General features: G+C 69.8%; 21 protein-coding genes. 8 read left to right on the forward strand and 13 right to left on the reverse strand.

Annotated features, from left to right (window positions below):
- Nucleotides 1-7: 7 nt before the first annotated feature.
- The 3 genes from D7Y21_RS04375 (at nucleotide 8) to D7Y21_RS04385 (ending at nucleotide 2624) form a co-directional block, all read left to right on the forward strand.
- Complete coding sequence (locus D7Y21_RS04375) at nucleotides 8-856, forward strand: MBL fold metallo-hydrolase (protein ID WP_120567791.1); 849 nt, start codon at nucleotides 8-10, stop codon at nucleotides 854-856.
- A gap of 30 nt (nucleotides 857-886) precedes the next feature.
- Nucleotides 887-2047: an FAD-dependent monooxygenase gene (locus tag D7Y21_RS04380; protein ID WP_121711441.1), complete on the forward strand. Its 1161-nt coding sequence runs from the start codon at nucleotides 887-889 to the stop codon at nucleotides 2045-2047.
- Nucleotides 2048-2189: 142 nt separating this feature from the next.
- The gene (locus tag D7Y21_RS04385; RefSeq protein ID WP_120567789.1) at nucleotides 2190-2624 is read left to right on the forward strand and encodes a hypothetical protein; all 435 of its coding nucleotides are present in this window, start codon (nucleotides 2190-2192) and stop codon (nucleotides 2622-2624) included.
- 9 nt (nucleotides 2625-2633) lie between these two features.
- Here D7Y21_RS04385 and D7Y21_RS04390 read toward each other — a convergent pair whose 3' ends face one another.
- The 5 genes from D7Y21_RS04390 to D7Y21_RS04410 form a co-directional block, all read right to left on the reverse strand.
- Nucleotides 2634-3839 (reverse strand): DUF6348 family protein, encoded by a 1206-nt coding sequence (locus D7Y21_RS04390; RefSeq protein ID WP_121711443.1) that lies wholly within the window; start codon nucleotides 3837-3839, stop codon nucleotides 2634-2636.
- Nucleotides 3840-3846: 7 nt separating this feature from the next.
- Nucleotides 3847-4611, reverse strand: a complete 765-nt coding sequence (locus D7Y21_RS04395) for an alpha/beta fold hydrolase (RefSeq protein ID WP_121711445.1) — start codon at nucleotides 4609-4611, stop codon at nucleotides 3847-3849.
- A gap of 14 nt (nucleotides 4612-4625) precedes the next feature.
- Nucleotides 4626-6185 carry a mucoidy inhibitor MuiA family protein gene (locus tag D7Y21_RS04400; RefSeq protein WP_120567786.1) on the reverse strand — a complete coding sequence of 520 codons (1560 nt, stop codon included), beginning with the start codon at nucleotides 6183-6185 and terminating at the stop codon, nucleotides 4626-4628.
- Nucleotides 6185-8422 carry a DUF4139 domain-containing protein gene (locus D7Y21_RS04405; RefSeq protein WP_121711447.1) on the reverse strand — a complete coding sequence of 746 codons (2238 nt, stop codon included), beginning with the start codon at nucleotides 8420-8422 and terminating at the stop codon, nucleotides 6185-6187. Before D7Y21_RS04405 ends, D7Y21_RS04400 begins: the two co-directional genes overlap by 1 nt.
- A gap of 127 nt (nucleotides 8423-8549) precedes the next feature.
- Nucleotides 8550-9473, reverse strand: coding sequence for a hypothetical protein (locus tag D7Y21_RS04410; protein ID WP_233592046.1), 924 nt, complete (start codon nucleotides 9471-9473; stop codon nucleotides 8550-8552).
- Between the two features lie 112 nt (nucleotides 9474-9585).
- On the opposite strand from D7Y21_RS04410, the gene D7Y21_RS04415 reads away from it, so the two are divergent.
- The gene (locus D7Y21_RS04415) at nucleotides 9586-10578 is read left to right on the forward strand and encodes an alpha/beta fold hydrolase (protein WP_121711449.1); all 993 of its coding nucleotides are present in this window, start codon (nucleotides 9586-9588) and stop codon (nucleotides 10576-10578) included.
- Here D7Y21_RS04415 and D7Y21_RS04420 read toward each other — a convergent pair.
- Nucleotides 10575-12776: an LON peptidase substrate-binding domain-containing protein gene (locus tag D7Y21_RS04420; protein WP_121711450.1), complete on the reverse strand. Its 2202-nt coding sequence runs from the start codon at nucleotides 12774-12776 to the stop codon at nucleotides 10575-10577. The genes D7Y21_RS04415 and D7Y21_RS04420 overlap by 4 nt on opposite strands.
- 104 nt (nucleotides 12777-12880) lie before the next feature.
- On the opposite strand from D7Y21_RS04420, the gene D7Y21_RS04425 reads away from it, so the two are divergent.
- Nucleotides 12881-14089, forward strand: a complete 1209-nt coding sequence (locus D7Y21_RS04425) for an extracellular solute-binding protein (RefSeq protein ID WP_121711452.1) — start codon at nucleotides 12881-12883, stop codon at nucleotides 14087-14089.
- 3 nt (nucleotides 14090-14092) lie between these two features.
- Here the strand turns inward: D7Y21_RS04425 and D7Y21_RS04430 are convergent, their stop codons facing one another.
- Complete coding sequence (locus D7Y21_RS04430; protein ID WP_233592045.1) at nucleotides 14093-15898, reverse strand: serine/threonine-protein kinase; 1806 nt, start codon at nucleotides 15896-15898, stop codon at nucleotides 14093-14095.
- A gap of 270 nt (nucleotides 15899-16168) precedes the next feature.
- On the opposite strand from D7Y21_RS04430, the gene D7Y21_RS04435 reads away from it, so the two are divergent.
- Complete coding sequence (locus D7Y21_RS04435) at nucleotides 16169-18502, forward strand: PAS domain S-box protein (protein ID WP_233611973.1); 2334 nt, start codon at nucleotides 16169-16171, stop codon at nucleotides 18500-18502.
- Here D7Y21_RS04435 and D7Y21_RS04440 read toward each other — a convergent pair.
- The 4 genes from D7Y21_RS04440 to D7Y21_RS04455 form a co-directional block, all read right to left on the reverse strand.
- Nucleotides 18499-19041 carry a D-alanyl-D-alanine carboxypeptidase family protein gene (locus D7Y21_RS04440; protein WP_121711454.1) on the reverse strand — a complete coding sequence of 181 codons (543 nt, stop codon included), beginning with the start codon at nucleotides 19039-19041 and terminating at the stop codon, nucleotides 18499-18501. The two genes, D7Y21_RS04435 and D7Y21_RS04440, sit on opposite strands and share 4 nt — an antisense overlap.
- 121 nt (nucleotides 19042-19162) lie before the next feature.
- Complete coding sequence (locus D7Y21_RS04445) at nucleotides 19163-19564, reverse strand: MGMT family protein (RefSeq protein WP_120567780.1); 402 nt, start codon at nucleotides 19562-19564, stop codon at nucleotides 19163-19165.
- A gap of 88 nt (nucleotides 19565-19652) precedes the next feature.
- On the reverse strand, nucleotides 19653-21260 hold the full coding sequence (locus D7Y21_RS04450; RefSeq protein ID WP_233592043.1) for a patatin-like phospholipase family protein: 1608 nt from the start codon (nucleotides 21258-21260) through the stop codon (nucleotides 19653-19655).
- 149 nt (nucleotides 21261-21409) lie between these two features.
- The gene (locus D7Y21_RS04455; protein WP_121711456.1) at nucleotides 21410-22243 is read right to left on the reverse strand and encodes an alpha/beta fold hydrolase; all 834 of its coding nucleotides are present in this window, start codon (nucleotides 22241-22243) and stop codon (nucleotides 21410-21412) included.
- An 89-nt stretch (nucleotides 22244-22332) separates the two neighbouring features.
- On the opposite strand from D7Y21_RS04455, the gene D7Y21_RS04460 reads away from it, so the two are divergent.
- Both D7Y21_RS04460 and D7Y21_RS04465 read left to right on the forward strand, forming a co-directional pair.
- Nucleotides 22333-22686, forward strand: coding sequence for a hypothetical protein (locus D7Y21_RS04460; protein ID WP_121711458.1), 354 nt, complete (start codon nucleotides 22333-22335; stop codon nucleotides 22684-22686).
- On the forward strand, nucleotides 22683-22949 hold the full coding sequence (locus D7Y21_RS04465; RefSeq protein ID WP_121711459.1) for a hypothetical protein: 267 nt from the start codon (nucleotides 22683-22685) through the stop codon (nucleotides 22947-22949). Before D7Y21_RS04460 ends, D7Y21_RS04465 begins: the two co-directional genes overlap by 4 nt.
- A gap of 27 nt (nucleotides 22950-22976) precedes the next feature.
- Here D7Y21_RS04465 and D7Y21_RS04470 read toward each other — a convergent pair whose 3' ends face one another.
- Together D7Y21_RS04470 and D7Y21_RS04475 are read right to left on the reverse strand one after the other, a co-directional pair.
- A complete protein-coding gene (locus D7Y21_RS04470; RefSeq protein WP_121711461.1) occupies nucleotides 22977-24614 on the reverse strand; it encodes a DUF2339 domain-containing protein in 1638 nt (545 codons plus the stop codon).
- A 92-nt stretch (nucleotides 24615-24706) separates the two neighbouring features.
- Nucleotides 24707-25435: a YebC/PmpR family DNA-binding transcriptional regulator gene (locus D7Y21_RS04475; protein ID WP_120567775.1), complete on the reverse strand. Its 729-nt coding sequence runs from the start codon at nucleotides 25433-25435 to the stop codon at nucleotides 24707-24709.
- Between the last annotated feature and the right edge of the window lie 3 nt (nucleotides 25436-25438).

Genomic DNA, 25438 nt, shown 5'->3' on the forward strand with positions numbered 1-25438 from the left:
TCCGCGCATGCTGACCGAGGTGCAGGCGGGGCCCTATACCGTGCGCGGCGTGTCCGTGGGCGGCGTGTACACGTCGCTCCTGGTGCCGGAGCTGGGGGTGCTGCTCGACGCGGGCATCCCCATCCGCTCCTTCGCCACCACGGACCGCATCTTCCTCAGCCACGGGCATGCGGACCATGCGAGCGCGCTGGGCTCGCTGCTGGGCATCCGCGCGCTCGTGGGGAAGGGGCCGCCGTTCGTCTACCTGCCGGCGGAGATCGAAGCGCCCGTGCAGGAGGCGCTCGCGGCCCTGGGGCGCCTGCACCGGATGAAGTCCGATATCCGCACCGTTCCCATGCGCCCCGGTGACACCGTGAAGGTGCAGCAGGACCTGTGGGTTCGCGCGTTTCGCACGCACCATCCCGTGCCATCGCTGGGTTATCAGTTCCTGCGCCGCGTCGCGAAGCTCAAGCCCGAGTTCCGCGAGCTGCCTCCCGCGGAGATTGGCCGCCGCCGTCAGGCCGGTGAGCCGCTGTTCGATGAGGTCGAGCGGCTGGAGCTGGCCTACTGCACGGACACCCTCTCCAACGTGCTGGAGCGCCAGCCGTCGCTGTTCGACAGCCGCGTGCTCATCCTCGAATGCACGTTCATCGACGCGGAGCGCACCGTGCGCGACGCGCAGGAGCGGGCCCACATCCACCTGGAGGAGATCGCCTCCATGGCGGACCGCTTCCAGAACGAGGCCCTGGTCCTGATGCATTTCAGTCAGGCTTACAGCCCCGCGCAGGTCCACGCGACGCTCCAGGCCCGTCTGCCGGCGTCGCTGCTCGAACGCGTGCGAGTCTTCGCGCCTGACGCCGGCCGCTGGTTCGGTTGACCCGTGGCGCCGGCATGACCGGAGGCCGCCATGACGTCCGCATCCACCCGCCACGTCCTCATCGCCGGAGCAGGCATTGGAGGCCTCACGCTGGCCTGTGCCCTCCAGCGCGCGGGCCTTCGAGCCACGGTGTTCGAACGCGCCGAAGCCCTGCGGCCGGTGGGCGCGGGCATCATCGTGCAGATGAACGCCGCGGTCGCCCTGCGCCGCATCGGCCTGTGTGACGCGGTGGTCGCGGAGGGCGAACGCGCGGAGCAGACGCTCATCCTGGATTCGACGGGCGCCCGGATCACCGCCGTCGACGTGCGCTCGCTCCAGGACGAACTGGCCATCCCGATGGTGGCCGTGCACCGCGCGCGCCTCCAGGCCGTCCTTCGCGCCCACGCGGGCCCGGAGGAGGCCGTTCGGCTGGGGGTCAGCGTGACGGGCTTCGAGGACGACGGGGCCCGCGTCACGGTGACGCTGTCCACTGGCGAGACCGTCACCGGCGACGTCCTGGTGGGCGCGGATGGCCTGCGCTCCGCCGTGCGGACTGGCCTGCTGGGCGCGCAGCCCACGCGTTACTCCGGCTACACCAGCTGGCGCGGTGTCTGCCCGGGCGCGGGCCTCGTGGAGGCGGGGCAGGTCAGCGAGACGTGGGGACCCGGGGCCCGCTTCGGCATCGTGCCCATTGGCCATGGCGAGGTGTACTGGTTCGCCACGCTGAATGCGCCCGCGGGGGCGGAGGACGCACCGGGACAGACGCTCTCCGTCCTCCAGGAGCGCTTCGCCGGATGGCACGCGCCCATCGGGAAGCTGCTCGCGGCGACGCCGCCCGAGCGCGTCCTGCGCACGGACATCCACGACCGCCCGCCGGTGCGTCACTGGAGCCGGGGCCGGGTGACACTGCTGGGTGACGCCGCGCATCCGATGACGCCGAACCTGGGGCAGGGCGGCTGTCAGGCCATCGAGGACGGCGTGGTGCTGGGGGAATGCCTCGCGGCGCTGGGCAGCGTGGAAGACGCACTGCGTGCATACGAGTCCCGCCGGGTGAAACGTGCCAACGCGCTGGTCGTGCGCTCACATCAGGTGGGACGTGTGGCCCAGTGGGAGAATGGAGCCGCGCGTTTTGTCCGTGATGCACTATTCCGGCGAGTCCCGCAGTCGGCCGCGAGACGCCAGCTATGGACGCTGGTCCAAGGCCTGCGCTGAGACGTATCAAGCTCTGTAGAGTTTGTCTTTGCCAGGAGAGAGCAGCCTGCCCTGGCGGGGGGAACTCATGCAGACGAAGCCCACGCGGATTGCCGCCCTTGTCCTTGTGTCAGCGGCTTCCTGTCAACGCACTGAAACACCGGTGGGCGCCGCGCCGCCAGCCGCTCCCAATGTCGTCACCGGTACGCCGGATGCCGGGACCGGAGACGTCAACGCCCGCATCCAGAGCATCCTCGGGGAGCCCGCGAAGTACGAGCAGGCCTTCACAGCGTTCCAGAAGGCGGTGGCCGCGCACGACGCGAAAGCCGTCGCCGCCCTGGTGGCGTATCCCTTCACCGCGAACGTAGGCGGAAGGAAGGTGAAGCTGCCCGACGCCGCGGCGTTCGTGCGGCACTACGACGTCATCGTCACACCGGCCATCGCCAACGTCATCACCCGGCAGCGCTACGAGGACCTCTTCGTCAACGCCGACGGCGTGATGTTCGGCCAGGGCGAGGCGTGGCTCAACGGTGTCTGCAAGGACGCCGGGTGCAAGGACTTCGACGTCCGGGTGATCGCCATCCAGTCCGCGAATTGATCAGGGCGGCTACCAGAACTTCCACCAGGGACGCTTGGGCGCCACAGGCGCGACAGGTCCCACCTCGAAAAATTCCACAGGTGCCGCGGGCGTAGAGGCGGGGATCGAGACGAAAGGCTCGGACGTCAACCATTCCGCCATCGCCTTGGGCGAGAGCATGATGAGGGGCGGAGTGAAACGGATGTCCTTCGCCTTCGCGCCCTGTTTCATCAAGTCATTGAGAGTGTGGATCGTCGCTGAGGAGCAGGCGAGCTGGACCACTTGCTGACCCGTGAGGGCAGTCTCCCCCCGGAGGGCCTGCTCCGACAGATGGACGGCATCGCGCCACAGCGGATCCTCCGCCAACAACACGCTCCGCTGGACGATCGGTGGATTGGCGGTGAAGTCGGCCGAGAGAGGAGACACCGCGCCCATCTGCTTCATCAAGATCTCGCCAAAGGCCAGGGGCAGATAGGCGTAGAGCTTCTCCGCTTCCAGCAGGGTCGCCCCCTGTTGCTGGATCAGGGGAATCGGATCCTCGTCCTCGGGAACGTCAAACCAGGCCCCGACCGCGCTGCTCACGTCCACGCCGCCCTGGAGCACCAGGAACAGCCTCCGGCTGAGAAACCCGGGGGCCGCGGGCCAGGAGGCGGTCTCGAGCAGGTCCGCCAGTTCCTGCCATGGCTCGTTGTCGAGCAGCACCTCCAGCGCCATGCGCTTCTCTTCCCTCTGGGCGTAATAGACGCGCACCCAATGAGTGCCGGAGGTCAGCGGCAGCGACCGGAGCGCGCTCTCGAAGGCCTTGAACCACAGCTCCTCGAGTTTCGGGCCGGGGTTGTCGCCTCGGGTGATGATATTGCCCAGGATGACCTTCCGGTCGACGCCACCGACCTGCCAGGTCGCGACGGTGACATGCTCATCGGGAGGACGAATGAAGGCGGCCAGGAGCACGTGTAGGCTCGCCCGGCCGAAGTTCGTCAGGGCATCGTTCAAGGCCTCCTCTTCCGTATTGCCAAAGCCTACCACGGACTCGACAACCCACCGGCCGGTCCATGGCTCCAACCAGACGTCGAGCCGTCGTGTGCAGTTGCCCGGCTCGGTTCGCGTGTCGGTGAACATTGCCTGGAGGCGCGGGCCCCGCGGGCTCACGCGGAGCCATTCGCCCTCCTCCTGGAGGGCGAGGCCGTGGGCACGGAGGAGTTCCGCTAGTTGCTCGTTCGCGGGAGTTGAAGTCATGGAAGCCTCAGGACCGTGTGACGGATTCGAGGAACGGCAGGACGTGGGGCAGCACCTTGGGTGCCTTCGCCCAGGCGCCGCCGTGGTCGGCGTGTTCGATGGTCGCGAACGCCGCGCCGGCCCGCTCCGCCACCGCTTTCATGGAGTCGTGGTACGGGTCCGTCACGCCGCAGTACAGCAGCCCCGGCTTGCCGGAGCCCACCAGCGCCTCATCCAGGCCTGCCGAGGTTTCACAGGCCTTCATGCACAGCCGGAGCGCATCCAGGTCTCCCGCGTCGATGGCCTCCGCCAGCTCCGGCGCGCGCCGTGCTCCCATCAGGAGCACCTGGAACCAATCCACGGTCGTGCCGGGCTTGAGCTGTTTCTCCAGGGCCGCGTAGGCCAAGGGCAGGCCCACCACCGGATCCCAGCCGCCCACCACGTAGGACGCCAGCCGCTCCGGCGCGAAGGACGCCAGGCCGCACACCGTCCAGCCGCCCATCGAGTAGCCCCACGCCTGCGCCCGGTCGATGGAGAGCGTGTCGAGCACCGACAGCGCGTCCTCCACGCGATGCTTCAGCGCGTAGGCCGCCAGGTCGTGCGGCGTGTCGCTCTGGCCGTGCCCCAGCGAGTCGAACGTCACCACCGTGTACGCATCCGTCAGCGCGGGCAGGTACCCCTTGAGCGACCAGTGCGAGCCCAACTGGAGCAGGCCGTGCAGGAGCAGCAGGGGAGGGCCGTGGCCCTGGACCTCGTAGTAGATGCGGCGGCCGGACTTTGTCGCGAAGGGCATGGCGTGGTGATTCCCTACAGGCCCGCGACCTTCGCGGCGCGGGCCACCGTGAAGCCGAAGGCCACCGTCTGACGGGAGCGCGGCGGCACGCTCAGCTCGAAGCGCACGATGCCCTCGTCACTCACCTTGCTGGGCGCGGGCTTCGTGGCGTCCTTGAGCAGCGCCACCTCCACGGCCTCCACCTCCGACACCGGCATGCGCTCCTCCACCGCGAGCGCCGCGGGCTTCGCGCCCATGTTGGAGACGAACAGCTTCACCTTCTGCGTGCGCGTGCGCCGGCCGGTGATACGGGCGACCTCCTCGCCCACGTCCACCTGCCGCGACACACGCAGCGAGTCCTCGCTGCCGAAGCCCAGCTTCACGCGCTCGCCCCGGCCCGCGAACTTGAGCTGCGCGCGGCCCACGTAGCCGTTGGCGCGCACCAGGTCCACCGGCCCCGCGAGCAACACCGCCGGCCCCGTGTTGTCGAACTTCGCCACGCGGTGCACCAGCGGTGACTGCTCCGGGCAGGCCACCAGCTCCGACGTGGCGGGCGACGTGAACGCGAACAGCGCCACGCGGTGCGCCTCGCCGTCCGACGGCACCGTGGTCTTGTGCGGCGCGGACAGCGTCACCGCTTCGCCGCCGTCGTCCATGCCGGGCAGCGCGTCCGCTGCCTTCGTCGTTCCCGCCTCGCCCGTCTCCTGGAGGGACTCCTCGCGCATGGAGACGTCCACCACCTGCTTCTCGCGCGACGTCTTCTCCCGCAGGGAGAGCCAGTCCTCCGTGAGCCGGGGCGGCGTGGCGCCCAGCGTGGGCCGCGCCGTGGAGAAGGCCAGCGTCACGTCCTTCCACGCCTCGCCGGTGTTCTGCCAGACCACGGCTTCACACTCCAACTTCACCGAGGACGCCGCCTCAGCGAGCCCCAGCACCGCGCGGTAGGCCGGCCGCCATGCGGCGCACGGCACCAGGTAGCTGAGCGTCAACGTCGCTTCACCGCCCGCGGCGTGGCTCACGTCCAGCTCGGCGCGCACGTCCAGCCTGGGCTCCGGCGCTTCCGTGCGGGACAGCACGTCGCGGCTCTCCTGGATGTGCTGCCGCTCCAGGCGCCCCAGCTCACGGCGGGACTGCCTCAGTTGATCGTCGGCCGCGGTCTGCTCCTGGCGGACCGTCGCGAGCTGTTCCTTCCATTTCGCTGGATCCGCCTCGCCCGCGCCGGTGCGCTCGGAGATGGCGCGGAGGATGTCCCGGCGCGCGGTCTCCAGCAGGCCGTGCCTCGCCTCCAGGCGCCGCACCTCCGCCTGGGCGCGTGCCAGCACCTGCTCGCGTTCGAAGGCGCGGCGGGCCAGCTCCGAGTGGTGCTCGCGCAGCGCTTCGGGCAGCACCGCGCGCATGGAGCGGCGCAGGCTGGCCTGGGTCACCATGCCGCCGGTGAGCTTCGCCTGGAGCGAGCGGTCCACCGCCACCGCCGGCAGCCCGTCCACCACGAGACGGCAGGGCCCTGGGGGCAGCGTCACCGTGCCGCTGCGCTCGACGAGCGCCCGGTCCTCCAGGACCGTCACCTTGATCAGGGGCAACAGAATGGAAGTGCGCATCACGTCCTCCGGTTCCCGCCGTTCAGCATCTTGCTGGCGGGCAGCTTCACGACCCACGTCGCCTTCATCGAACGCTTCTCTCCAGCGGGGACGCTCACGCGCCACACCCGCTCGCCCTCCACCGCTTCTTCACCCGGCAGCGGCGTGGGCTTCTGCCAGGGCGGCGCCACCTCCGCCTCCTCCACCTTGACGTCCTTCTGGGATTCAGGGACCGCGCTGATCCGCTCGGAGATGGCGATGCTCGCGGCGCGGGAGAGGTGGTTGGCCACCTCCACGGAGACATGGTGCGTGAGCACCGTGCTGTTGCCGAACATGCCGCCCGAGGCCTCGTCGAAGCGGGTGTTGCGCGCCACCTGGAGCGCCTCCTCCACGCCCAATCCCAGCCGCTGCGTCTCGCCCGGCCCCAGCGTGGGCATGGGCGACGTCATCAGGAACTCGTCGCCGAGCGTCACGTCCACCGGCCCCGCGAGCAGCGGATGCGGCGAGGCGTTGTCCAGGCGCACCGTGCGGAAGACGCGCGGCTCCACGGAGGGCACGCACACGTACTCGGCCTTGAGCTCCAGGGGCACCGTCAGCATGGGCACGGTGTGCCACGCGCCATCGGAGGGCACGTCCGCGACGGCGTCCGCGTCGAAGCGCGCATCGAAGTGACGGGCGGAGTCGTGCGGTGGCACGGCCCAGGTGGGGGGCGCCACGCTGTTCACGGACTCGGCGATGACGAAGGCCTGGGCCTCCAGGCGCACCACCTCCACCTGCACGCTCACCGACGTGATGGACAGCATCGCCTGGGAGACGAGCGCGGAGCGGGGACGCAACCGGCCGCGCTGCGCCTGGGAGGCCGCGGAGGCCAGCGTCAGCGAGTCGTAGTCGAACAGACGGTCCGCCGGCTCCAGGCCCGCCGCGCTCCGGAGCGCATCGCCAGCGCCGCCCTCTTCTTCATCCATCGACAGGTCCGCCATCGGGGCGTCGTCGAGGTCGTCCTCCACGACCGCGCGCTTCTTGCTGCGCAAGCGGTCCATGCCGCCACCGCCACCGCCGCGGGACGCGGGCATGTTCTGTTCCGGGATGGCGCCGGTGTCGCTGCGGCGGGACGCCGAGGGACGAACCGCTCCCAGCAAGGCCCCCGAGGACTTCGGTGCCGGCGCCATGGGCGCCGGCGGAGGAGGCGCGGACATGCTGGGCGGCGCTCCGGGTGCTCCTCCGAACGAGGCCGACTCCTTGTAGAGCTTTTCCTGCTCGTAGGCGCCTTCGTTCCTGAGCGGCGCGGGCATGGGCGACGGTTGAGGCTTGGGGAGGACCGGCTCCGGGCGGGCGACGTGCAGGGCGTCGTAGCCCGCGAACAGCTCCTCCAGGCCCGGCGCGGGCTCACGCCACCCCGAGCGCGCGGGGGCCGGCTGGCTGCGTCCGATGCGCAGTGACTTCAGCTCTGGCACCTCCGCGCGCCGCTCCAGGCTCGCGGTGGAGACCGCCAGCCGCACCCCCGTCCAGTCCTCGCCGGTCCGCTGGACGACCGCGGCGCGCATGCGCAGCGTGCCTTCCTCCAGCGTGCGTGGAAGGCGCAGGTCATAGGTGGGCACCCAGCGCGCGCCGGCCACCGCGTACTCCAGCACCAGCCGCGCGTCCGCGTTCGCGGCGATGGGGCCGGACAGCGTCAGCAGCGCCGCGCGGAACAGCCGGGCCCGGTCCACGCTCCGCGCGGAGGACAGCTCCTGGACGCGGCGGCGGCGCAGCTCCAGCTCGTTCGTGGCGTCGCGGTGCTGGCGAGCCAGGTCCAGCTCCTGGGCCTGCAGCTCCGCCAGCTCCGCGTCCACGAAGCCCGTGAGGGACATCATCGAGGCCAGCGGTGCCTCGCGCGGGGGGTGACCCTTGCGCGGGGCCGGCCAGGCGGGAGTCAGGCCGCGGAGCGCCGTGATTTCAGCGCGAACCCGCTCCAGCCGGCCATGCACGGCCGCCAGCGCGGCCTCCGCCGCTTCGAGCGCGTGCTGTTCCGCGGGCAGCTCCGACTCCGGTGGCATCCGCACATCGAACGTCGGCTTGAGGTCGCGGACGAGGAGGTCCGGCGGCCCCTCCACCACCCGGGCGCGCAGCGAACCCGTGCGCAGGGACAGCGGCAGGCCGTCGACGCGGACCTGACCGGGCAGGTGTCCGTTCTCGGGCGAGAGCACGAACGCGCGAGTGCACAGCGCGCCCTCGGCGTGAACGGTGACGGATTCCAGGACGGACGGTACGACGCGCATGGGCCCCCTCTTCCGTGAGAGGCCCGCAGGCTACCCCGAGGCCGTCGCGAATGGCGACCGGGGAGAAGAGGAGGCAAGGCTTTCCACGGCGCGGATCACGCACCGCGCGGTGGGCCACCGTGCGAGGTCAGAACGCGCGGTTCACGGCGTACGCGCAGATCTTGTGCTCGGCCTTGTACGTGTTCGCGCCGGGGAGGCCGTCGATGGGGCCGGTGTACCCGAAGGACCGGCCCACCGTCTGCACGCGGGTCCAGTAGATGGAGCCAGGGATGCCATCGTCCTCGGAGGAGGTGCGGGGGCCGCCGCGCCGGTTCAGTTCGCGCGCGGTGATGCGCACGCGGAGCTTCTCCGTGTTCGGCCCCGTCACGCCGTCGATGGGGCCCGTGTAGCCGTAGTCGCGCTGGCCCACCGTCTGGATGCGCTTGTAATAGATTTCACCCGGGATGCCGTCGAACTCGGTGGTCGTCTGCGGCAGGCTGCTCGAACCGCCGCCCGGTGACTGGCCACCGCCGGCGATCTTCCCGCCCGCGTAGTCCATGGACCAGCCCAGGTAGCGCGCGCCCGTCTTCGACGAGTAGCCGGAGACGCTGTTGACGCCAATCGCATCCCCCCACGACTGGGAGAGGTTGTACGTGGCCATGAACACCGTGCCGCCGCCGCCGTTCAGGTCCGCGCCCACGTGGCCCGCGGAGCCGATGTCCCACCAGTGGAAGGCCCCCGTCAGCGCCTTGGACGCGTCCGTGGAGACGATGCGCGAAGCGCGGTAGGCCTCGATGGCCGTGGGACGCACGGCGGAGTCCGGAAGCTGCCCGAAGCGGACCATCAGCGAACCGCACCACTGGTTCCACGAACCACCGTCGCGCTTGGGATTGGCGGCGGCGTACGCGCGCGCCCGGTCGTAGATGGGCGAGTTTGCTTCACCCTCCATCGTGCCAATGGCAGACACGCCCGGCCCGGGAGTCTCCACCTCCGGGCCGCCGCACGCGGCCAGCATCAGGCCCGCGGACACCCGCAGGGCAGGGAACCACGTCATCCAGTTCGAGCGAATCATCTGTCTCCAAGGGGGATTCAGCGAGGGTTGGAAAATTACGCTGAAGCCAAGCGTGATTCTCAGACTTGAGTCCGTTTCGTTGTCGCGGGGGACCATGCAAAGGTTTCCGCCCATGCGAACGTCCTGGCTTCGTCTGTCGTGGGTGCTGTTGATCTCCGCTTGTGCGACCACGCCGTCACCGCCGCCCGGCGGCACGGCGGACCCACTGCACCAGGTGGGCCGGGTGCGGGTGGCCCCGGAGGTCGAGCTGGAGGTGCTCGACTACGGCGGCAAGGGGCCGGCGCTGGTGTTCCTGGCGGGCGTGGGGAGCACGGCCCACGTCTTCGACGTGCTGGCGCCGGAGTTCATCGCCACGCACCACGTCTACGCCTTCACCCGGCGCGGCTTCGGCGCGTCGAGCTGGCCGGCCACCGGCTACGACAGCGCGACGTTGGGGCATGACGTGCTGGCCGCGATGGAGGGCCTGGGGCTCGCGAAGGCGACGCTCGCGGGGCATTCGCTCGCGGGGGATGAGCTGAACTGGATGGGGCTGAACCATCCGGAGCGAGTGGAGGCGCTCATCTTCCTGGACGCGACGGACAACAAGGGAGAGATCGCCGAGTTCCTGAAGCCCGGTCCGCTGCCGCCGCTGCCGTTCACCGTGCTCGACGGGCAGCCGTCACGTGAGGCGGTGACGGCGCTGCTGGCGCGCGACCTGGGCGGCCCGTTCCCGCCGCATGAGATTGATCAGGCGTATGAATTCGACGCGGGCACGGGCGCGTACCTGCGCTACCGCCGCTTGCCGGAGGCAACGGAGCAGTGCATCCGGGGCGCGGCCTTGCCGGACTACGCGAAGCTGAAGGGCCCGGTGCTGGCCATCTCCGACGACCAGGCCTTCGCGGGCTGGGTGGCGTACCTGTCCCAGGCGGAGAACGTCCCCGCCGACCTGCGCGAGCGGGCCCGGGTCTTCCTTCCGGAGCTGCGTCAGCACGAGGCCGACCAGGAAGCCCTGCTCAAGAGCCTGCCGAACTGGAAGATCGTGACGCTCCAGGGCGCGGGTCACTACCTCTGGCTCCCGCGACAGGCGGAGGTCGTCTCCGAGATGCGCGCGTTCCTCGCGCGTTAGGCCGACGGCTGCGCTTGCCCCCTGCTCGCGCGCTCCACCAGGGCGAGCACGAGGCGGGTCCTGGCGTCCGGATCCGCCTCCTCCAGGATCGCCTGGTGCTCGGTCACCGGGGCGGCGAGGTTGCTCGCGATGAAGTCCGCGAGGAGCCTCGGATCCTCGAGGGTGAGGAACATCCATCGGCGCTGAAGCGGTCCGGGCTCCGCTCGCAGAAACGCGTGATAGTGCCTGCGCAGGACATCGAGCATGGCCTGGGCGTTCCGGGGCAGCGGCTCCTCGAAGGGGCGCGCACGCACCCGCAGGTGCGTCGCATGCGGGACGGGCGCTTCCAACCGCACGCGCGCCAGCCCATGGATCGCCGTCTGGGTGCTCCCGTCCGGTGCCTGGAACGGATACGCGAACGCGAGCACGCCCACGGTGGGCAGATCCTCGAAGGCGGGCTCCTCCACTCTCTCGTCCCGCTGGGTGACGACGACGATGAGACGGTTGCCCGTGAGCGCTGCATTGAAGGCCTCCACCGATTTCATGGGGGCAGGAGCGACGGTCAGGACCTGGCCCGGAAGGAGCACTCCGTCTCGCATTGGAAAGAGAGGCAGGCTCTCCGGCAGCGTGTGCGCGTCGAGGACGGGAGGCCGGAACGCGACCGGCTGGTGAGGCGGCTCCAACAGGAAGAGCTTCGCCACGGGCAGTGGAAACCTCCGCGAGCGCTCCTGGAGGAGCCAGGAGAGGAGCCATCCCTCCGCGATGCCGATCAGCAGTCCCTGCATCGCGTTGTTGATGAGGACCTCTGGCACATACATCATGAAAGATGGCTCGTAGGCGTAGGACACCCTCCGCCACAGGCCGCTCGCGATCCTCAACCCCAGCGTTCCACCCAGGAGCGGCGCGAGCGGCCAGACCCCTGCTTTCGAGAACCAGCGTCCCAGCAGGCACACCTGGAAGCCCGCCATCAGTGCTCCTGTCAGCATCACGTACTGCACGAGGGTGATGGTGTGGGAACCCGACAGGTGCGTGGGGGGCAGGAAGGCAGTGAGCTGGTGCATCGCCCACCGCCCGATGCCCAGGCCGAGCGCGGTGACAGGTATCCACAGTCGGGTGTCGGGCACCTGGTGGCGGAGGACGAGCCACTGGGCGAGCCCAAGCACGGCTCCGAAAAGCAAACCGTGGACGAGGGCGGATCCGCTGCCGAGGGGCTCGGGGGCGGTGACGAAGAGGTAGCTGTACGGAACCTCAACGAAGAGTCCGCCGAGCACGTAGCCCGCGAGCGTCGCAAGCGCCCAATGCGTCACGATCCATGTTCGGGACTGCCGGGCTCCAGGCGTGACATCGAGCTCCAGGGGATTGAGCGGCTCCTTCTCGGTGAGAGGCAGTGCATGCTTGTCGGTGAACCCCGCCTTCGTGGCGCGCTCCTGCCACAATGCCGCGTCCGCGGGCTGTCCCATCGCCTCGAACGTCCGGGCCAGCAGCCACGCACCCAACGGATACGCCTGCTGCTCGTATCCACGCTGGCCCAGGACAACAGCATCCTCGAGCCGGCCCGCTTCGAGCGCCGCGCGCTGGAACTCGTGGAAGGCGTCCATGCACACCTGCTCCTGGGTCGCATCGACCAGCAGTTCCCGTGCTTCATCCAGGCGGCGCAGATGGAGCAACGCTTTGACCCGCAGATGCAGTGCGTGGGGATCCGGGCGTTGTGCGTGCGCATCCTCCGCCCACTTGAGCGCGAGCGCCGTTTCTCCCGTGAGCAGGTAGGCCTCCGCGCGTGAGGAGGACGGGGGAACGAAGTCCTCTGGGACGTGGGAAAGAACCCGCAGCGCCTCGGCGCCGTGAGCCTGGCGGACGCGCACATAAGCCATCATGGCCAGCGAATCCGCTTGGGTCTGGGTCCCCTGGGGCGCGCGGGTCCAGGCAGCGTGCGCGAGCCGTAGCGCGCGCTTCAGATTCTTCTGATCAGCGGCCTGGTACGCCCGGCGGAGCAACAGGTCGGCGCGCGCGGCCAGGAGGCCTGGCCACTGGTGGGCAAGGCCCTGACCCATGATGCCGGCCAGGACCGCCAGGACGAGCGCGCTGTCGAAGCGCCGCCAGATCGCGGCGGAAAGCCCCAGTCCGACGAGGGTGAGGAACAGGAGCAGATGACCGCTCCAGCGGGCCAGGGCTCCACGCAAGGAGTCCCCGGGCTGCGACGGTGCCTGGTCGGTCGTCACGCGTCTCGCCTCTTCCTACGTTTCGAATCGCGCATCACCCGGCCATCATCCCGCCCCGGACCGCTCGCGCGCCAGCGGGCGTCCCTTCAAAGAGGTCACCTGCAATGCGTTGGAGAGCCCTGATCTGCCCCGCCGTCCTGGTCCTGAGCGCCTGCTCGGAGTCGTCCGATCCCGACCCCACTCCCAAGCGTCCGCTGAAGGCGGTGCTGTTCCCGTACATCCCCGACTCCGCGGGGGACAGCTTCGCCAGCCTGGAGCAGCGGCTGGAGTCCGACTTCGAAGCGGCCCATCCGGACATCGACCTGGACGTCGTCTTCGACGCCAACCTGGATGTCTATGACCTGGATGAGGGCGGGACGCTGAACCAGCTGCTCGGCACGGGGACCGGGGCCGCCCAGGTGGTGGAGGTGGACACGCTGATCCTCGGCTCGCTCGCGGAGAAGAAGTGGATCCAGCCGGTCGCGCTGGACGCGGGCGTCATGCACTCCGCGGCGGAGGAGGCCGTCCGCATTGGCGGTGAGAACTACGGCGTGCCCACCTACCTGTGCACCTACGTCGTCTACTCGCGGACCCCGAACATCCGGTCCGCGACGGACAGCGCCTCGCTCGCGCGAATCCTCCGCGAGGCCTCTCCCGGCAAGCGCCCGCTGGCGGCGAACTTCGACGGGAGCTGGACGCTGCCTTCCTCGTACATCGATGCCTGGGCGGACACGCACCCGGGGGATGCGCTCGCGAGCGCCATCTCGCTGCCGCTCGACGCACCGGCGCTGAACGCGTTCGCGGACGTCGTCGACAGCTGCTCGCTCGAAGCGGGCGTCAATCCTTGCCTGGATGGCAGCTACGCGGACAACACGGTGGCGGAGGTGGCTTTCGCCCAGGAGCAGGCCAACGGCTTCATGGGCTACACCGAGCGCCTCTTCTACATCCTCCAGTCGCAGCCCTCCATGCCGCTCCCGGAGGTCATCTCGGTCCCGCTGGGCGCGGGCTCCGCGCCGGCGGTCTTCGTGGATGCGCTGGTGCTCAACGCGAACTGCACCGGGACGTGCGCGGAGGACGCCCGGACGTTCACGTCGTTCATGCAGGACCCCGGAACGCGCAGCCTCATCGCCTTCAGTGCGGACGCCCCCCAGGGAACCCGGCCCCGCTACCTGCTCCAGGCCAACCGCGCCTTCTATCAGCAGGAGCCCGCACGCTCCGACCCCATGTACCAGCAGTACGAAGACATCCTGAGCGGAGCGCGGCCCTATCCCAACCAGCGCTTCCCTGAGAACCGGAAGGCGCTCCAGGCGGCCCTGCTCGAAGCTCTCCAGTGAGCCTCAGCGCCTGGGTCGAAGCGGCAGGGGCGCGTCACCGGCCGCGGGCCTGGGCGCGAGCACTTCGGTGGTCGAATCGATTTCGAGCGTGTTCGCGACGAGGGTCGCCGCCACGGACGGCGGTGGCCCTCGAAGCAAGGCCTCCACCTCCGCGGGAGTAGGGTCGCTCAGTGTCAGCAATCGCTGCTCACGGGCCCAGCGCTCCGGGAACCGTGAGCGCAGCCAGCCGGCCAGGTCCACCGCTGGCAACGCCTGGCGCGCCGGCTCCAGCGCCTGGTGAAAGGCATTGGCGTTCGCGAAGCGGTGCGCCGGGTCCGGATGGAGCGCCACCTCCAGGACTCCTCGGAGCACCCGTGAGGCTTCGAGTGCGTCCGCCCGCTCCACGGCCTTCGCCTGCTCCGGGGCCGGAGGCATCACCCGCGACAGATTGCCCGTGAGCAGCTCCAAGAGGACGCAGCCGAACGCGAACAGGTCTCCGGAGGGGGTCGCCTCGGCGCCCTCCATCCGTTCGGGAGGCATGTACGCCAGCTTCCCGATGATGCCGCCCTCCTGGGTGAGGCGGTCGTCGCCGGGGACTGGCGACGCCCGGCCGGTGCGCTGCTCCGGGAGCGCACCGGTCCTCTGGGCGATGCCGAAGTCCACCACCTTCACGACACCGTCGAAGGAGACGACCAGGTTGTCCGTGCTGATGTCCCGGTGCGTGACGCCCTGTTCGTGGGAGTAGGCCAGCCCGCGCAGCGCCTGCTGACAGAGCTCGATGATCACCTCCAGCGGCAGCGCCCCGGCCGTCGTGGCGCGTTGGACGAGCTCCAGCACGTTCACGCCGCTCAGGTACTCCATGACGATGAACCACGCGCCGTCCACCTGCCCCAGGTCGTGGACGGAGACGATGTTCGGGTGGTGCAGGCGTGCGGAGGTGCGCGCCTCGCCGATGAAGCGCCGCACCCGGACCTCCGCGGCCTCCACCTCCTCCCCGGCCTCGTCGTCCAGCATCCGCTTGAGGACGACCAGCCGGTGGAAGCCCGCGCGGCCGGTCCGGAGCGCGAGCCACACCTCGCCCATGCCGCCACGTCCCAGCCGTGAGAGCCGCCGGTAGCGGTGGATGCCCGTTCCCAGGTCCGCGCCGCGCAACGAGCGCGCCGTCAGGATGGCCAGCGCCGTGGACGACAGCAGAAGGAACGGCAGCCCCACCAGCGGGAGCACGTGGAACCCGTCCACCCACCCGAGGTCCACCGCGAGCTCACGCAGCAGGAGCGCCAGCGCACAGAGCGCGGCGGCGAGCACGGCCACGGCCATCGCGCCCCGCCGCTTCAGCAGCCGCGCCGCTTCGAAGGTCCAGGTCGCGCCCACGCCCGCCGCCAGCAGCCAGAACAAGGGCAGCCCCAGGCTCGCGGTCTCACGCGCCAGTTGCTCCGCGGTCTGCCCCTCCACGGGCGCCGCGTACAGGGCGACCCCGACGGCCAGCACCCGCACCGCGCCCAGCGCGACCGCCACTCCCAGCATCACCCGCCGCCAGCGAGTGAGTGGCAGGTCCAGCAGCGACCAGACGACACGCAGCAGGACGTAGGGCAGCGGAATCGAAGTGAGCGCTCCCAGCAACAGCCACGGGCGTGTGTCCGTGAGCGTCGCCGTCGCCTCTTCGCGGGTCATGCCCGCCGTGATGCTGATGACCGCGAAACCCAGGAAGCCGCACGCCAGCCACAGCTGGACGCGCTGCGAACGCACCGCCACCCAGGTGGCGAAATGCACCAGCGCGAGCATGGTGAACGCTCCGCTGAGTGTCAGGTGCACCATCGTGAAAGGATTCACGGGCGTGAATCTTAGTCGTCAGCAGGGATTCCTTGTCCAACCCGTGAGAAAAGAGTGGGGTGACAGTGTCTGTCCGATGGCGGCCCTTGGATGCCCGGCCGCCGCTTCGCAGAGAGGGAGGCGACGTCTGGCACATGGGCGGGCGAGCCCCCATCGTTGAAGAGGGAAGAGTCCGCCCCCTTCACGCGTCCCATGGCCCGCCCGCACGACAGCCCAGCGTATCCGCCCCAGCGAGCCGCGCCGCCAGGGCACGGCAGCCTCCTCGATGCCGTGCTCTCCAGCATAGGCGAGGGGATGCTGGTGGCGGACGAGCACGAGCGCCTCGTGCTCATCAACCCGAGGGGGGAGCGCATCCTGGGCATGGGGCTCACCGACGAGCCTGTCAGCCGGTGGCCGGTGCACTACGGGCTCTACCTGTCGGACCAGGTCACGCTCTATCCACCCGAGCGCCTGCCCATGAGCCGGGCCCTCCGGGGTGAGAGCGTCACCCGCGCGGAGGTATTCCTGCGCAACGCCGCGAGGCCGGCGGGGACCTGGCTGCATGTCAGCGCCAGCCCGATTCGTGACGAGGCCGGCCGGGTGCGCGGCGGCGTCTCCGTCGTCAGTGACATCACCGACGTCAAGCGGGCGGAGGACGCGGCGCGCGAGGGCGCCGAGAAGTACCGGTCGCTCTACAACAGCACGCCCGTGATGATGCAATCCATCGACCCTCGAGGGCGGCTCATCAGCGTCAGCGATTACTGGTTGAGCACGATGGGCTACGAGCGCGAGGAGGTGCTCGGGCGAGAATCGGTGGAGTTCCTCACGCCAGAGTCCCAGCGGTACGCCCGCGAGGTCGTCCTGCCCGAATACTACAAAACAGGGGTGTGCAAGGACGTGCCGTACCAGCTCGTGAAGAAGAGCGGGGAGGTCATCGACGTCCTCTTGTCCGCCATCGTGGAGCGGGACGCCTCCGGCCAGATGGTCCGTTCGCTCGCGGTGCTGACCGACGTGACCGAGCGGAAGCGAACAGCGGAGGCGTTGCAGGAGAGCGAGCAGCGGCTGCGCGCCATCCTGGACAACGCGCCGACCGTGTTCTTCCTCCTGGATACGCAGGAGCGCTTCCTGTTCGTGAATCGCGAGTGGGAGCGGCTCTTCCACCGCACCCGGCGACAGGTCGCTGGCAAGACGGTCTTCGACGTCTTTCCCCGGGACATCGCGGAGACGCTGCACGAGGCCAACCGGGACATCTTCCAGAGCCGGGTCCCCGTGCAGCGGGAGGAGCGGCTCCTGCACGACGATGGGCTCCACGTCCACCTCACGCAGAAGTTCCCGCTGCTCGACACCAATGGGGTGGCCTACGCGCTCTGTGGAATCGCCACCGACATCACCCCGCGCAAGCGGATGGAGCTGTCCCAACGATTCCTGGCCGAGGCGAGCCGCGAGCTGGTGGCCTCGCTCGACCCTGAAACCACGCTCCAGCGCGTCGCCGAGCTGGCCGTGCCGCTGTTGGCGGAGCTGTGTGTCTTCTTCGTGCGGACGGACGGCGTGGGCCTGCGGCCAGTGGCGGTGGCGGACCGTTCGCCGGCCCGTGCCGCGAGCGTGCGGGAGTTCCTGCGACGTCACCCGCCGGATCCGGACGCACGTCACGGTCCGGCGCGGGTGCTGGCCACGGGAGAATCGGAGCTGTCCGAAGCGTCACAGGGCCTGTGGGCTCCCGAAGCGCTGTCGGAGGAGCTGAGATCGCTCCAGGACCGGCCCTCGCTCGGGGTGCCCCTACAGGCGCGAGGCCGCACCCTGGGCGTGCTGTATCTGCTCTCTCCCGAACCGGGGCGCACGTATGCGCCGGAGGAGCTGACGTTGACGGAGGAACTCGGGCGCCGGGCGGCGTTCGCCATCGACAATGCGCAGCTCTATTGCTCGGCGCAGGAGTCCATCCGCGCGCGGGACGAATTCCTGTCCATTGCCTCTCATGAGCTGAAGACACCGCTGACGTCCATGCGGCTGCGGGTCCAGCAGATGGAGTCCGTGCTGCTCATGGGGGCGCAGCCCCTGTCCACGGAGCGGGTGACGCGGATGCTGGAGGTCTTCCAGGATCAGCTCCAACGCTTGTCGAATCTGGCGGACCACCTGCTCGACGTCTCACGCGTCCATGAGAAGCGGCTCGACCTGCGCATGGAGGAGATCGACCTGGTGACGGTCGCCCGGCACATGGCGGGCCATGTCGCGGAGCTGCTCCAGAAGGCGGGCTGCGAGTTCGAGCTGGTGGCCCCCGAGCCGGTCTGGGGCCGCTGGGATCGCCTGCGGATGGAGCAGGTGATGCTCAACCTGCTGACCAACGCGATGAAGTATGGCGCGGGCCGTCCCATCCGGATGGAGGTCGCGAAGCACGCGGGCAGGGCGCGGCTCATCGTCGAGGATCACGGCATGGGCATCCCCTTCGAGTCCCAGGCCCGCATCTTCGAGCGCTTCGAGCGCGCCGCCTCCCTCAACTACGGAGGGCTCGGGCTGGGGCTCTTCATCACACGACGCATCGTCGAGGCCCACGGCGGAAGCATCCACGTCGAGAGTGAGCCGGGGCACGGCGCGAAATTCATCGTGGAGCTGCCGCCGCACATGGCCTAGCTCGCGTCCTGGCGGACCACGGCGGGTGGCTCCACGTCCAGGGGGCGGCCCATGCAGTCCTCGCCGTCCTGGGGCGCGGAGGTGCTCTTCGGCCGGTACTCCCAGTGCCACGGCTCCGACGCCACGGTGCGACGGAAGCCGAAGCGGCACGCGTTGCCCGCGAGCCAGTCATACGTGGGGGACGCCTCCTCGCTGCCCACCACCAGGTCCACCGCGAGCCCCCGGTTGTGATTGGAGCGGCCCGGCCGCGCGGCCTTGGGCCCCAGGCCCTGGCGGTAGCGGCGCCACAAGAAGCGCTGCTGCTGATACGAACGCCACCCGCTCGTGACGAGCAGGGACTGACCGGCAGTGCGCGCCTCCGCCGCCATGCGCTCGAAGGCGGCCGCTGCGTCGCGATGGAGCCGGTGGCCGCTGTGGATCCGCACCAGTTTCGGTGCCTTCGCCTTGGCCCTGCGGACCTTGGTTTCCTTCGCGAACCCGACGGGTGCCAGCAGACAAACCAGGAGCACGAGGCCCCAGCGGAGCAGGGGAGAGGACATTCTTCGGAGGTCCAAGCAGTGGGCGAGGACCTGAGGCTGCCGCCTTTATTCCGCGCTGAAAAGCAGACGGGCCGCCGAGCGCTTTCCCCTCGTGCCCGGTCGCCCGGACGCTCCGTGGGCCCTAGAAGAGCTTGAGCTGCGCGTCGGGTGCGGGCGCGTCCTGGGGCGGCAGCACGTTGAAGCCGTGGGCGCGTGCCCAGGCCTCGCTCGGGCCCTTCCAGTGGTGCGCGTCCATGCGCACGTGGCCCGCGGCGTCGAAGGCGACGCCCTCCGCCTCCAGCAGCTCGCGCTGGCGGTGGCCGGAGGTGCTGATGCCGCCCGTGCGGTTGATGATGCGCTGCCACGGCACGGTCGCCGCGCGCGACCCCAGCGCCGCCATCGCGTGGCCCACGGTGCGCGCATCACAGGCCCCGCCGACGATGGTGGCGATGTCTCCGTAGGTGGCCACCTGTCCGGAGGGCACCTGTTCGCAGACGCGGTAGATGCGCTCGTACGGGTCCTGCGTATCGGTGGGGGATGCCATCGGGTCTCCGGGCTGGGGCTGCCAGAATCCTACTCATGGCATCTCCCGATGCACGCGAAACCCGAGGCGTCCGCCAGTCCCCGGGGCGCTAGGCCGCCACGGCCTGTCGCTCCCGCGATGGAGCGCCGGCCTGATTGAGCACCGCCCATTCCTGACGCAGGCGCTGGTACAGCGCATTCAACGGCTGGCCCGGCGCTTCGTACTGCCCGGCGTGGTGCTCCACGATGTGGCGCAGGAGCACGTAGCAGATGGTGGCCGCGCCCGCGCTCTCCACGGTGGTGAACTGGCCCGCGTCCGTGAACCAGAGCGTGGTGGGCATCTGACATGCCTGCGTGCCCACGGCCACCAGGTGCGCACCGGGCTTGAGCCACGGGTGCTTCGCGAACAGGTTGGGCCGGTCCACCGTGAACGCGGAGATGAGGTTGGAGATGCGCCGGTCCTTGAATCGCGAATCTCCATACACCTGACCGAACACGAGTCCGCGCACCCGCTTCATGAACACCTTGGACGTCAGCGCCAGCAGCGACGTCGCGCGGAGCACCAGCATCTGCGCGAACTCCGGCACGGTGAGCTTCTTGAACGACGGCCAGACGTCCAGATCCATCTGCCGCTTCACCAGCGTGACGACATCCGTCAGTCGCGCACGCACCCAGACCAGCGCCGTCGCCACCGACGCCGTCAACACGCCGGGGATGAGGTAGAGGAAATAGTCCCTGGGCTCCCAGTTGCCCTCGCGCGCGGTCTCGAACCCGCGCCACACGAGGATGGCGGCGGAGAGCAGGGTGAGGAAGAAGAGGCCGTAGGCCAACCAGGAGACGCCGTTCAGCGTCACCCAGCCGCGCTTCGTCGGGTTCTCCGGAACGTTGTACATCTCCGGGCTCTGGACGCTGACGTCGGAGATGAGCAGCGTGGGCGGCGGATCCGTCCGGTTGAACGCGAGCAGCAGGCTGTCGATGCCCTGGTTGTCGTAGATGCCGCCGTCCATCAGCGGCAGGCCGCTCTGGAAGCCCGGGCCCAGGGCCGCCAGCGCGGTGTCGAGCGGATAGCCCTGGGGCCAGTGGAACTGCTGCGGGAACACCAGCGGTTCGAAGCCGCCCGGGAAGCACGATGACGCGGCGGCGATGTCCGCCAGCCGAACGTGGCTGGCCACCGGGCGCGGCATCCGGTAGCCGTTGTTGCCCAGGACGGTGAGCGGGTTGTTGCTGCGCCGGAAGCGGAAGTCCAGGCCGGTGTGGAACTCGGTGGTGTTGAAGATGGCCTCCTGGAATTGGAGCCCACCCGCGTCCAGGACCTCACCGAAGCGCCGGTCGCCCAGGAAGTCGGGCCGGGCGTAGACGTCCGCGGCGGACCGGATGAGGCTGGCCCACGCATGGCTGCCGTGGTCGCGGTTCGAGGTGAGCCGGGTCAGGGCCTCCGCAATCACATTCGTCCGCAGCAGGTACGCGGAGAACGTCTCGTGAAACGCCTTGAACGGCTTGCCGTCCAGCTGGCTCACCACCCACGCCAGTCCCGTGAGCGTGCCACCGGACACCGTGGACAGGCCCACGACATCGGACAGAAGTCCAGCGGTGTCGAGGAACCGCAGCGTCCCCAGGTGGAACGCCGCCGCGCGGTAACCCCCACCCGAAAGACACAGCACGAGCGGTCCGAGCGGACCGTGTTTCACGGAGACAGGGGGCGTGACGTCTTGGCTCATGGGGGCTGGGGCGCGGCGGGGAGGACGGCGGGAACTTAGGGCAGCGGCGCCATCTTCCGGTACGCGGCCGGCGATCCCTTGCCTGGAAGGATGGCTGCCCTGGGACACACGCTGTACTTCGACCGGCCGTGCCCCCCCGTGAGGAATCCCTAGCTCTCGGCGGCGTCCAGGTGCTCCTTCAGGAGCGCGTTGACGCGGTCCGGGAAGCGCAGGGGCACGCCGTGCGAGGCATGGGGAAGCTCCACGAAGCGGGCGCCAGGGATTCCCGCCGCCAGGGCTTGCCCGGCGGTGGGGGGCGCGATGGGATCGTGCGTGGCGCTCACGACCAGGGTTGGCAGGCCCGCCAGCCCCGGGAGGAACGGGGTCGCGTCCGCGCTCCGCATGGCCCGGAACTGGCGCATCGCCACGGGTGGCTGGTCCGCGAGGTCATGGTCGAACAGCTCCGCGAGCTGTTCCGCCAACGCGTCCTTGTCGGCGTGGGCCAGCTCCTCGGGCGCCAGCACCATGCGGAGGAAGGCGTGGCGCCGCATGCGCCGCGTGCCGAGCTGGGTCCGCAGGCCCATGAGCAGCAGGTCCGGCGCGAGGCGGGTGGGCACCGCGCCCGTCGCGAACGTGCACAGCAGCGAGAGGCTTCGCACCCGCTCGCGTGCCTGGTGCGCGAGGTAAAGCGCCACCAGCCCACCCAGCGAGTGCCCCATGACGTGCGCTCGCTCCCAGCCCTGCGCGTCCATCAAGGCAAGCACGTCGTCGGCCATCATCTCCACCGTGAGCGCGTCGCCTGGTGGCTGGCTGGCGCCGAAGCCCCGGTTGTCCAGGCAGAGGCACCGGAAGTGGGAGGCCAGGCCCTCCACCTGCGGCCGCCATCCCGCGGCGCCAACGCCGACCCCCTGGATCATCACCACCGGAGGACCGTCTCCCTCCACGAACCAGCTCAGCGTGCAGCCCCGGTGCAGGGTGCTCTGTCGGCGGTAGGCGAGGCGCATGCGGGCTCCTGGAGCAGGGAGGCGCGAAGGCTATCGTGTCCCCGGGGTCACTGGTGCTTCGGTTGTGAGTTGGGTCAGGCTCCCACCCCATGCCAATTCCTTCCTCGCATCGTCGCAAGGTCGCCTCGACGGCACTCTTCTGCGCGGGACTCGCGCTGGGCTGGCCCCTGTTCGCGGGCGCGAAGCTCCAGGGTGGGGTGTGTGATCCGCTGAATGATGAAGCCGAAGGCATCCGGGTGCGGCTCGTGTCGGCCACCGCGGATGGCGTTTCCATCATCCCCGCGCAGGGCACTGGCCCCATTGGTGCCGTCTACAACGTGTGGGCCGTGCGGCCGGAGGCGGGAGCGACCGGCGATTTCGCGAAGGCCACGCTCTTTGAAGCCGAGCCGACGGAAGGCACGGGAGAGCTCTACCGGAACCGCAGCCTCCAGAGGCAGCCATGAGGAAGCTGGGCATCGTGCTCGCGGGCATGCTGACGAGTGCCCTGGCCTCCACGCTGTTGACGGCCTGTTGTCCGGATCGCCCCCCGCGCGTGGTCTTCAGACTTCCCTTCGGAAACTACGCAGTGACGACGCCCACGGCGGACACGAACTATCGCCTCTTCCTCTCCGAGGACGGCGTCACCGTGGTCGAAACCTTCGAGCGCGGGGGCAAGGCCTACCGGCAGGAGTATCGGGTGACGGAGCGGCAGGAGACCGACATCTGAGGCCGCGCCCTTCAGGGGACGGTGTCTTCACCCGCGCCGGTCGCGCAGCCGCGTGTATGTGTATGAGACAAGCAGCAGCATGACGCCCAGCAGGATGAACGTGAGCACCCGTTGATCCGGCGGCAGCTTCGCCACGTCCACCAGCACCAGCCGCCCCAGGGCGAGCCCCAGCACCGCCAATGCGGCCAGCCGGTACCAGCGCTCGCGCACCGCGAAGCCCACGCCGAAGAGGAGGAAGGCGGCGATGACCCAACCCAGCGTGACGAGCCCCTCGGGCATCCGCGCGCCCACCAGCGCCACCAGTGACAGCCCCGCGCCCGCCGCGCAGATGGCGGTGAAGGGCGTCCGGGCCTTGGGCTCCGGCAGGCCGGCGACGCGTACCGTCCCGCCGCGCTCCACCAGCACGAACGCCACCACCAGCCCGATGAGCAACGTCAGGCGTCCCGGCGTCTCCCATTCACACGCACCCAGCGCCACGTAGAGGATGAGCACGCCCACGCCCCGCAGCACCGGAGACTCCACCCCGCGCGCGGCCAGGCCCGCGATCAGCCCTGTCACCGTCCATGCCGCCACCAGCGCGACGTCGTCGTAGCGAGCGGGCATGGCCAGCGCGAGCGTCACCGCCGTCAGCGCCAGGTACGCATGCGTCAGCGCCGCGGGGGCACGCTGGAGCCTCGACACGACGGCCCCCGCGCCATGCGCCAGCGCGACGACGAGGAGGAAGCCGAAGAGGTGCGAGTCCTGCTCCTGGGAGACCTCGTACGCGCCCAGCGACGTCAGGCCCACCCAGTTGAGCAGGGTGAAGGCGAGGCTCGCGCGCACGGGCAGGTCGCGCGGGCGCACCAGCAGCGCCACGGAGAACAGCAGGAAGTAGAGCGCGAGGAAGCCAAGGCTCAACAGGAGCCGGTCATCCTCCGGCGCACCCGGCGCCATGTGGCCCGTGCGCACCGCCCAGACGACGTGCGTGCTGTACACGGCCACCAGGCTGGACAGGGGCACGATGACCCAGCGGTTGCGCACCAGGAAGAACAGCGCGCCCGCCGCGAGCATCGTCGTGGACAGCAGCGTGAACGCGGTGATGTCGCTGAGCATCCCCGTGTGCAGCCCCAGGAACAGCGCGATGCCCGCCACCGTCTCCGACTGCATCCGATGCGCGATGGTGACGATGGCCACCACGAACCCCGCGAGCAGCACCAGCGCGAGCACCTCGCTGTCGATGACCCGCACCGCCGGGATGAAGTGCAGCGCATAGGTGACGAAGTACGCGAGCGCCAGGCCGCCGCCGAAGACGATGCGCCCGAACAACTGGTGCCGCCGCGCCAGCCACAACCCGAACGCGCCCAGCCCCGCGCTGAGCAGGTAGCCCGCGCCCACGCGCGCCAGCACCCCCAGCTCCCCGAAGTGGTACGTGATGAGGTACGCGATGCCGATGATGAGCGCCACGATGCCCAGGCGGCTCAACCAGTAGGTGCCGACATGCGCCTCCAGGTCCCGCTGCTCGGGCGCGGCCACCGGTTCCACGACAGCGGGGGCCGAGGGCGAGGCCAAGGGGTGCGGCGCCTCCCGGGACTCCAGGCTCGCGAGCCGCGTCTCCAGGGCCGCGACCGTCGCCTCCAACCGCTTCACCGTGTCCCGCAGGTCCTGCCCGTCACCCTCGTCGGCCATGGATCTCCTCGGCGGAGCTTCAGCAGCTCTGACGCCGCGTGAGCGTGGCACCGGCCCCCGGGGAGTGCGCGCGGGGACCGGATGCCCGTGCTTCAGGCGAGGTTGTGGAACACGTGCTGCACGTCGTCGTCCTGCTCCAGCATGTCCACCAGCTTGAGCACCTCCGTGGCCTGCTCCTCGGGCAGCTCCTTCAGGGTGCCGGGCAGGGGGATGTACTCGGATTGCGTGGACACGGGCGTGATGCCCTTGGCTTCAATCGCTGACATGAGCTTGCCGAAGTCGGCGAACTTGCAGCGCAGGAGCAGCTGCTTCTCGCCCTTCTCGCCGGTCGTCTCGCCCATCTCCTCCAGGCCGTGGTCGATGAGCTCCAGCTCCAGCTCCTCCTGATTCACGCCCTCGGCGTCCAGGCGGATGGCGCCCATGTGCTCGAAGAGGCGGGACACGCTGCCCGCCGTGCCCATGCTCCCGCCCAGCTTGGTGAAGGGGAAGCGGACGTTGGCCACGGTGCGCGTGACGTTGTCCGTGGCCGCCTCCACCAGGACGCCCACGCCGTGGGGCGCGAAGCCTTCGTACAGGAGGATCTGGTAGTCGGCCTGGTCCTGACCACTGGCGCGCTTGATGGCGGCGTCCACGTTGGTCTTGGGCATGTTCGCCGCGCGGGCGTTCTGCACGGCCCGGCGCAGCGCGGGGTTCGATTCGATGGTCGGCCCGCCCGCCTTCACCGCGATCACGATGTCCTTCGTGATGCGTGTGAAGACCTTCGCCATCTTGTTCCAGCGGGCGAACATCGTCGCCTTGCGTGTCTCGAAAATGCGTCCCATGGT

Origin of the sequence: Corallococcus sp. AB045 (genome assembly GCF_003668895.1) — a bacterium.
GTDB lineage: Bacteria > Myxococcota > Myxococcia > Myxococcales > Myxococcaceae > Corallococcus > Corallococcus coralloides.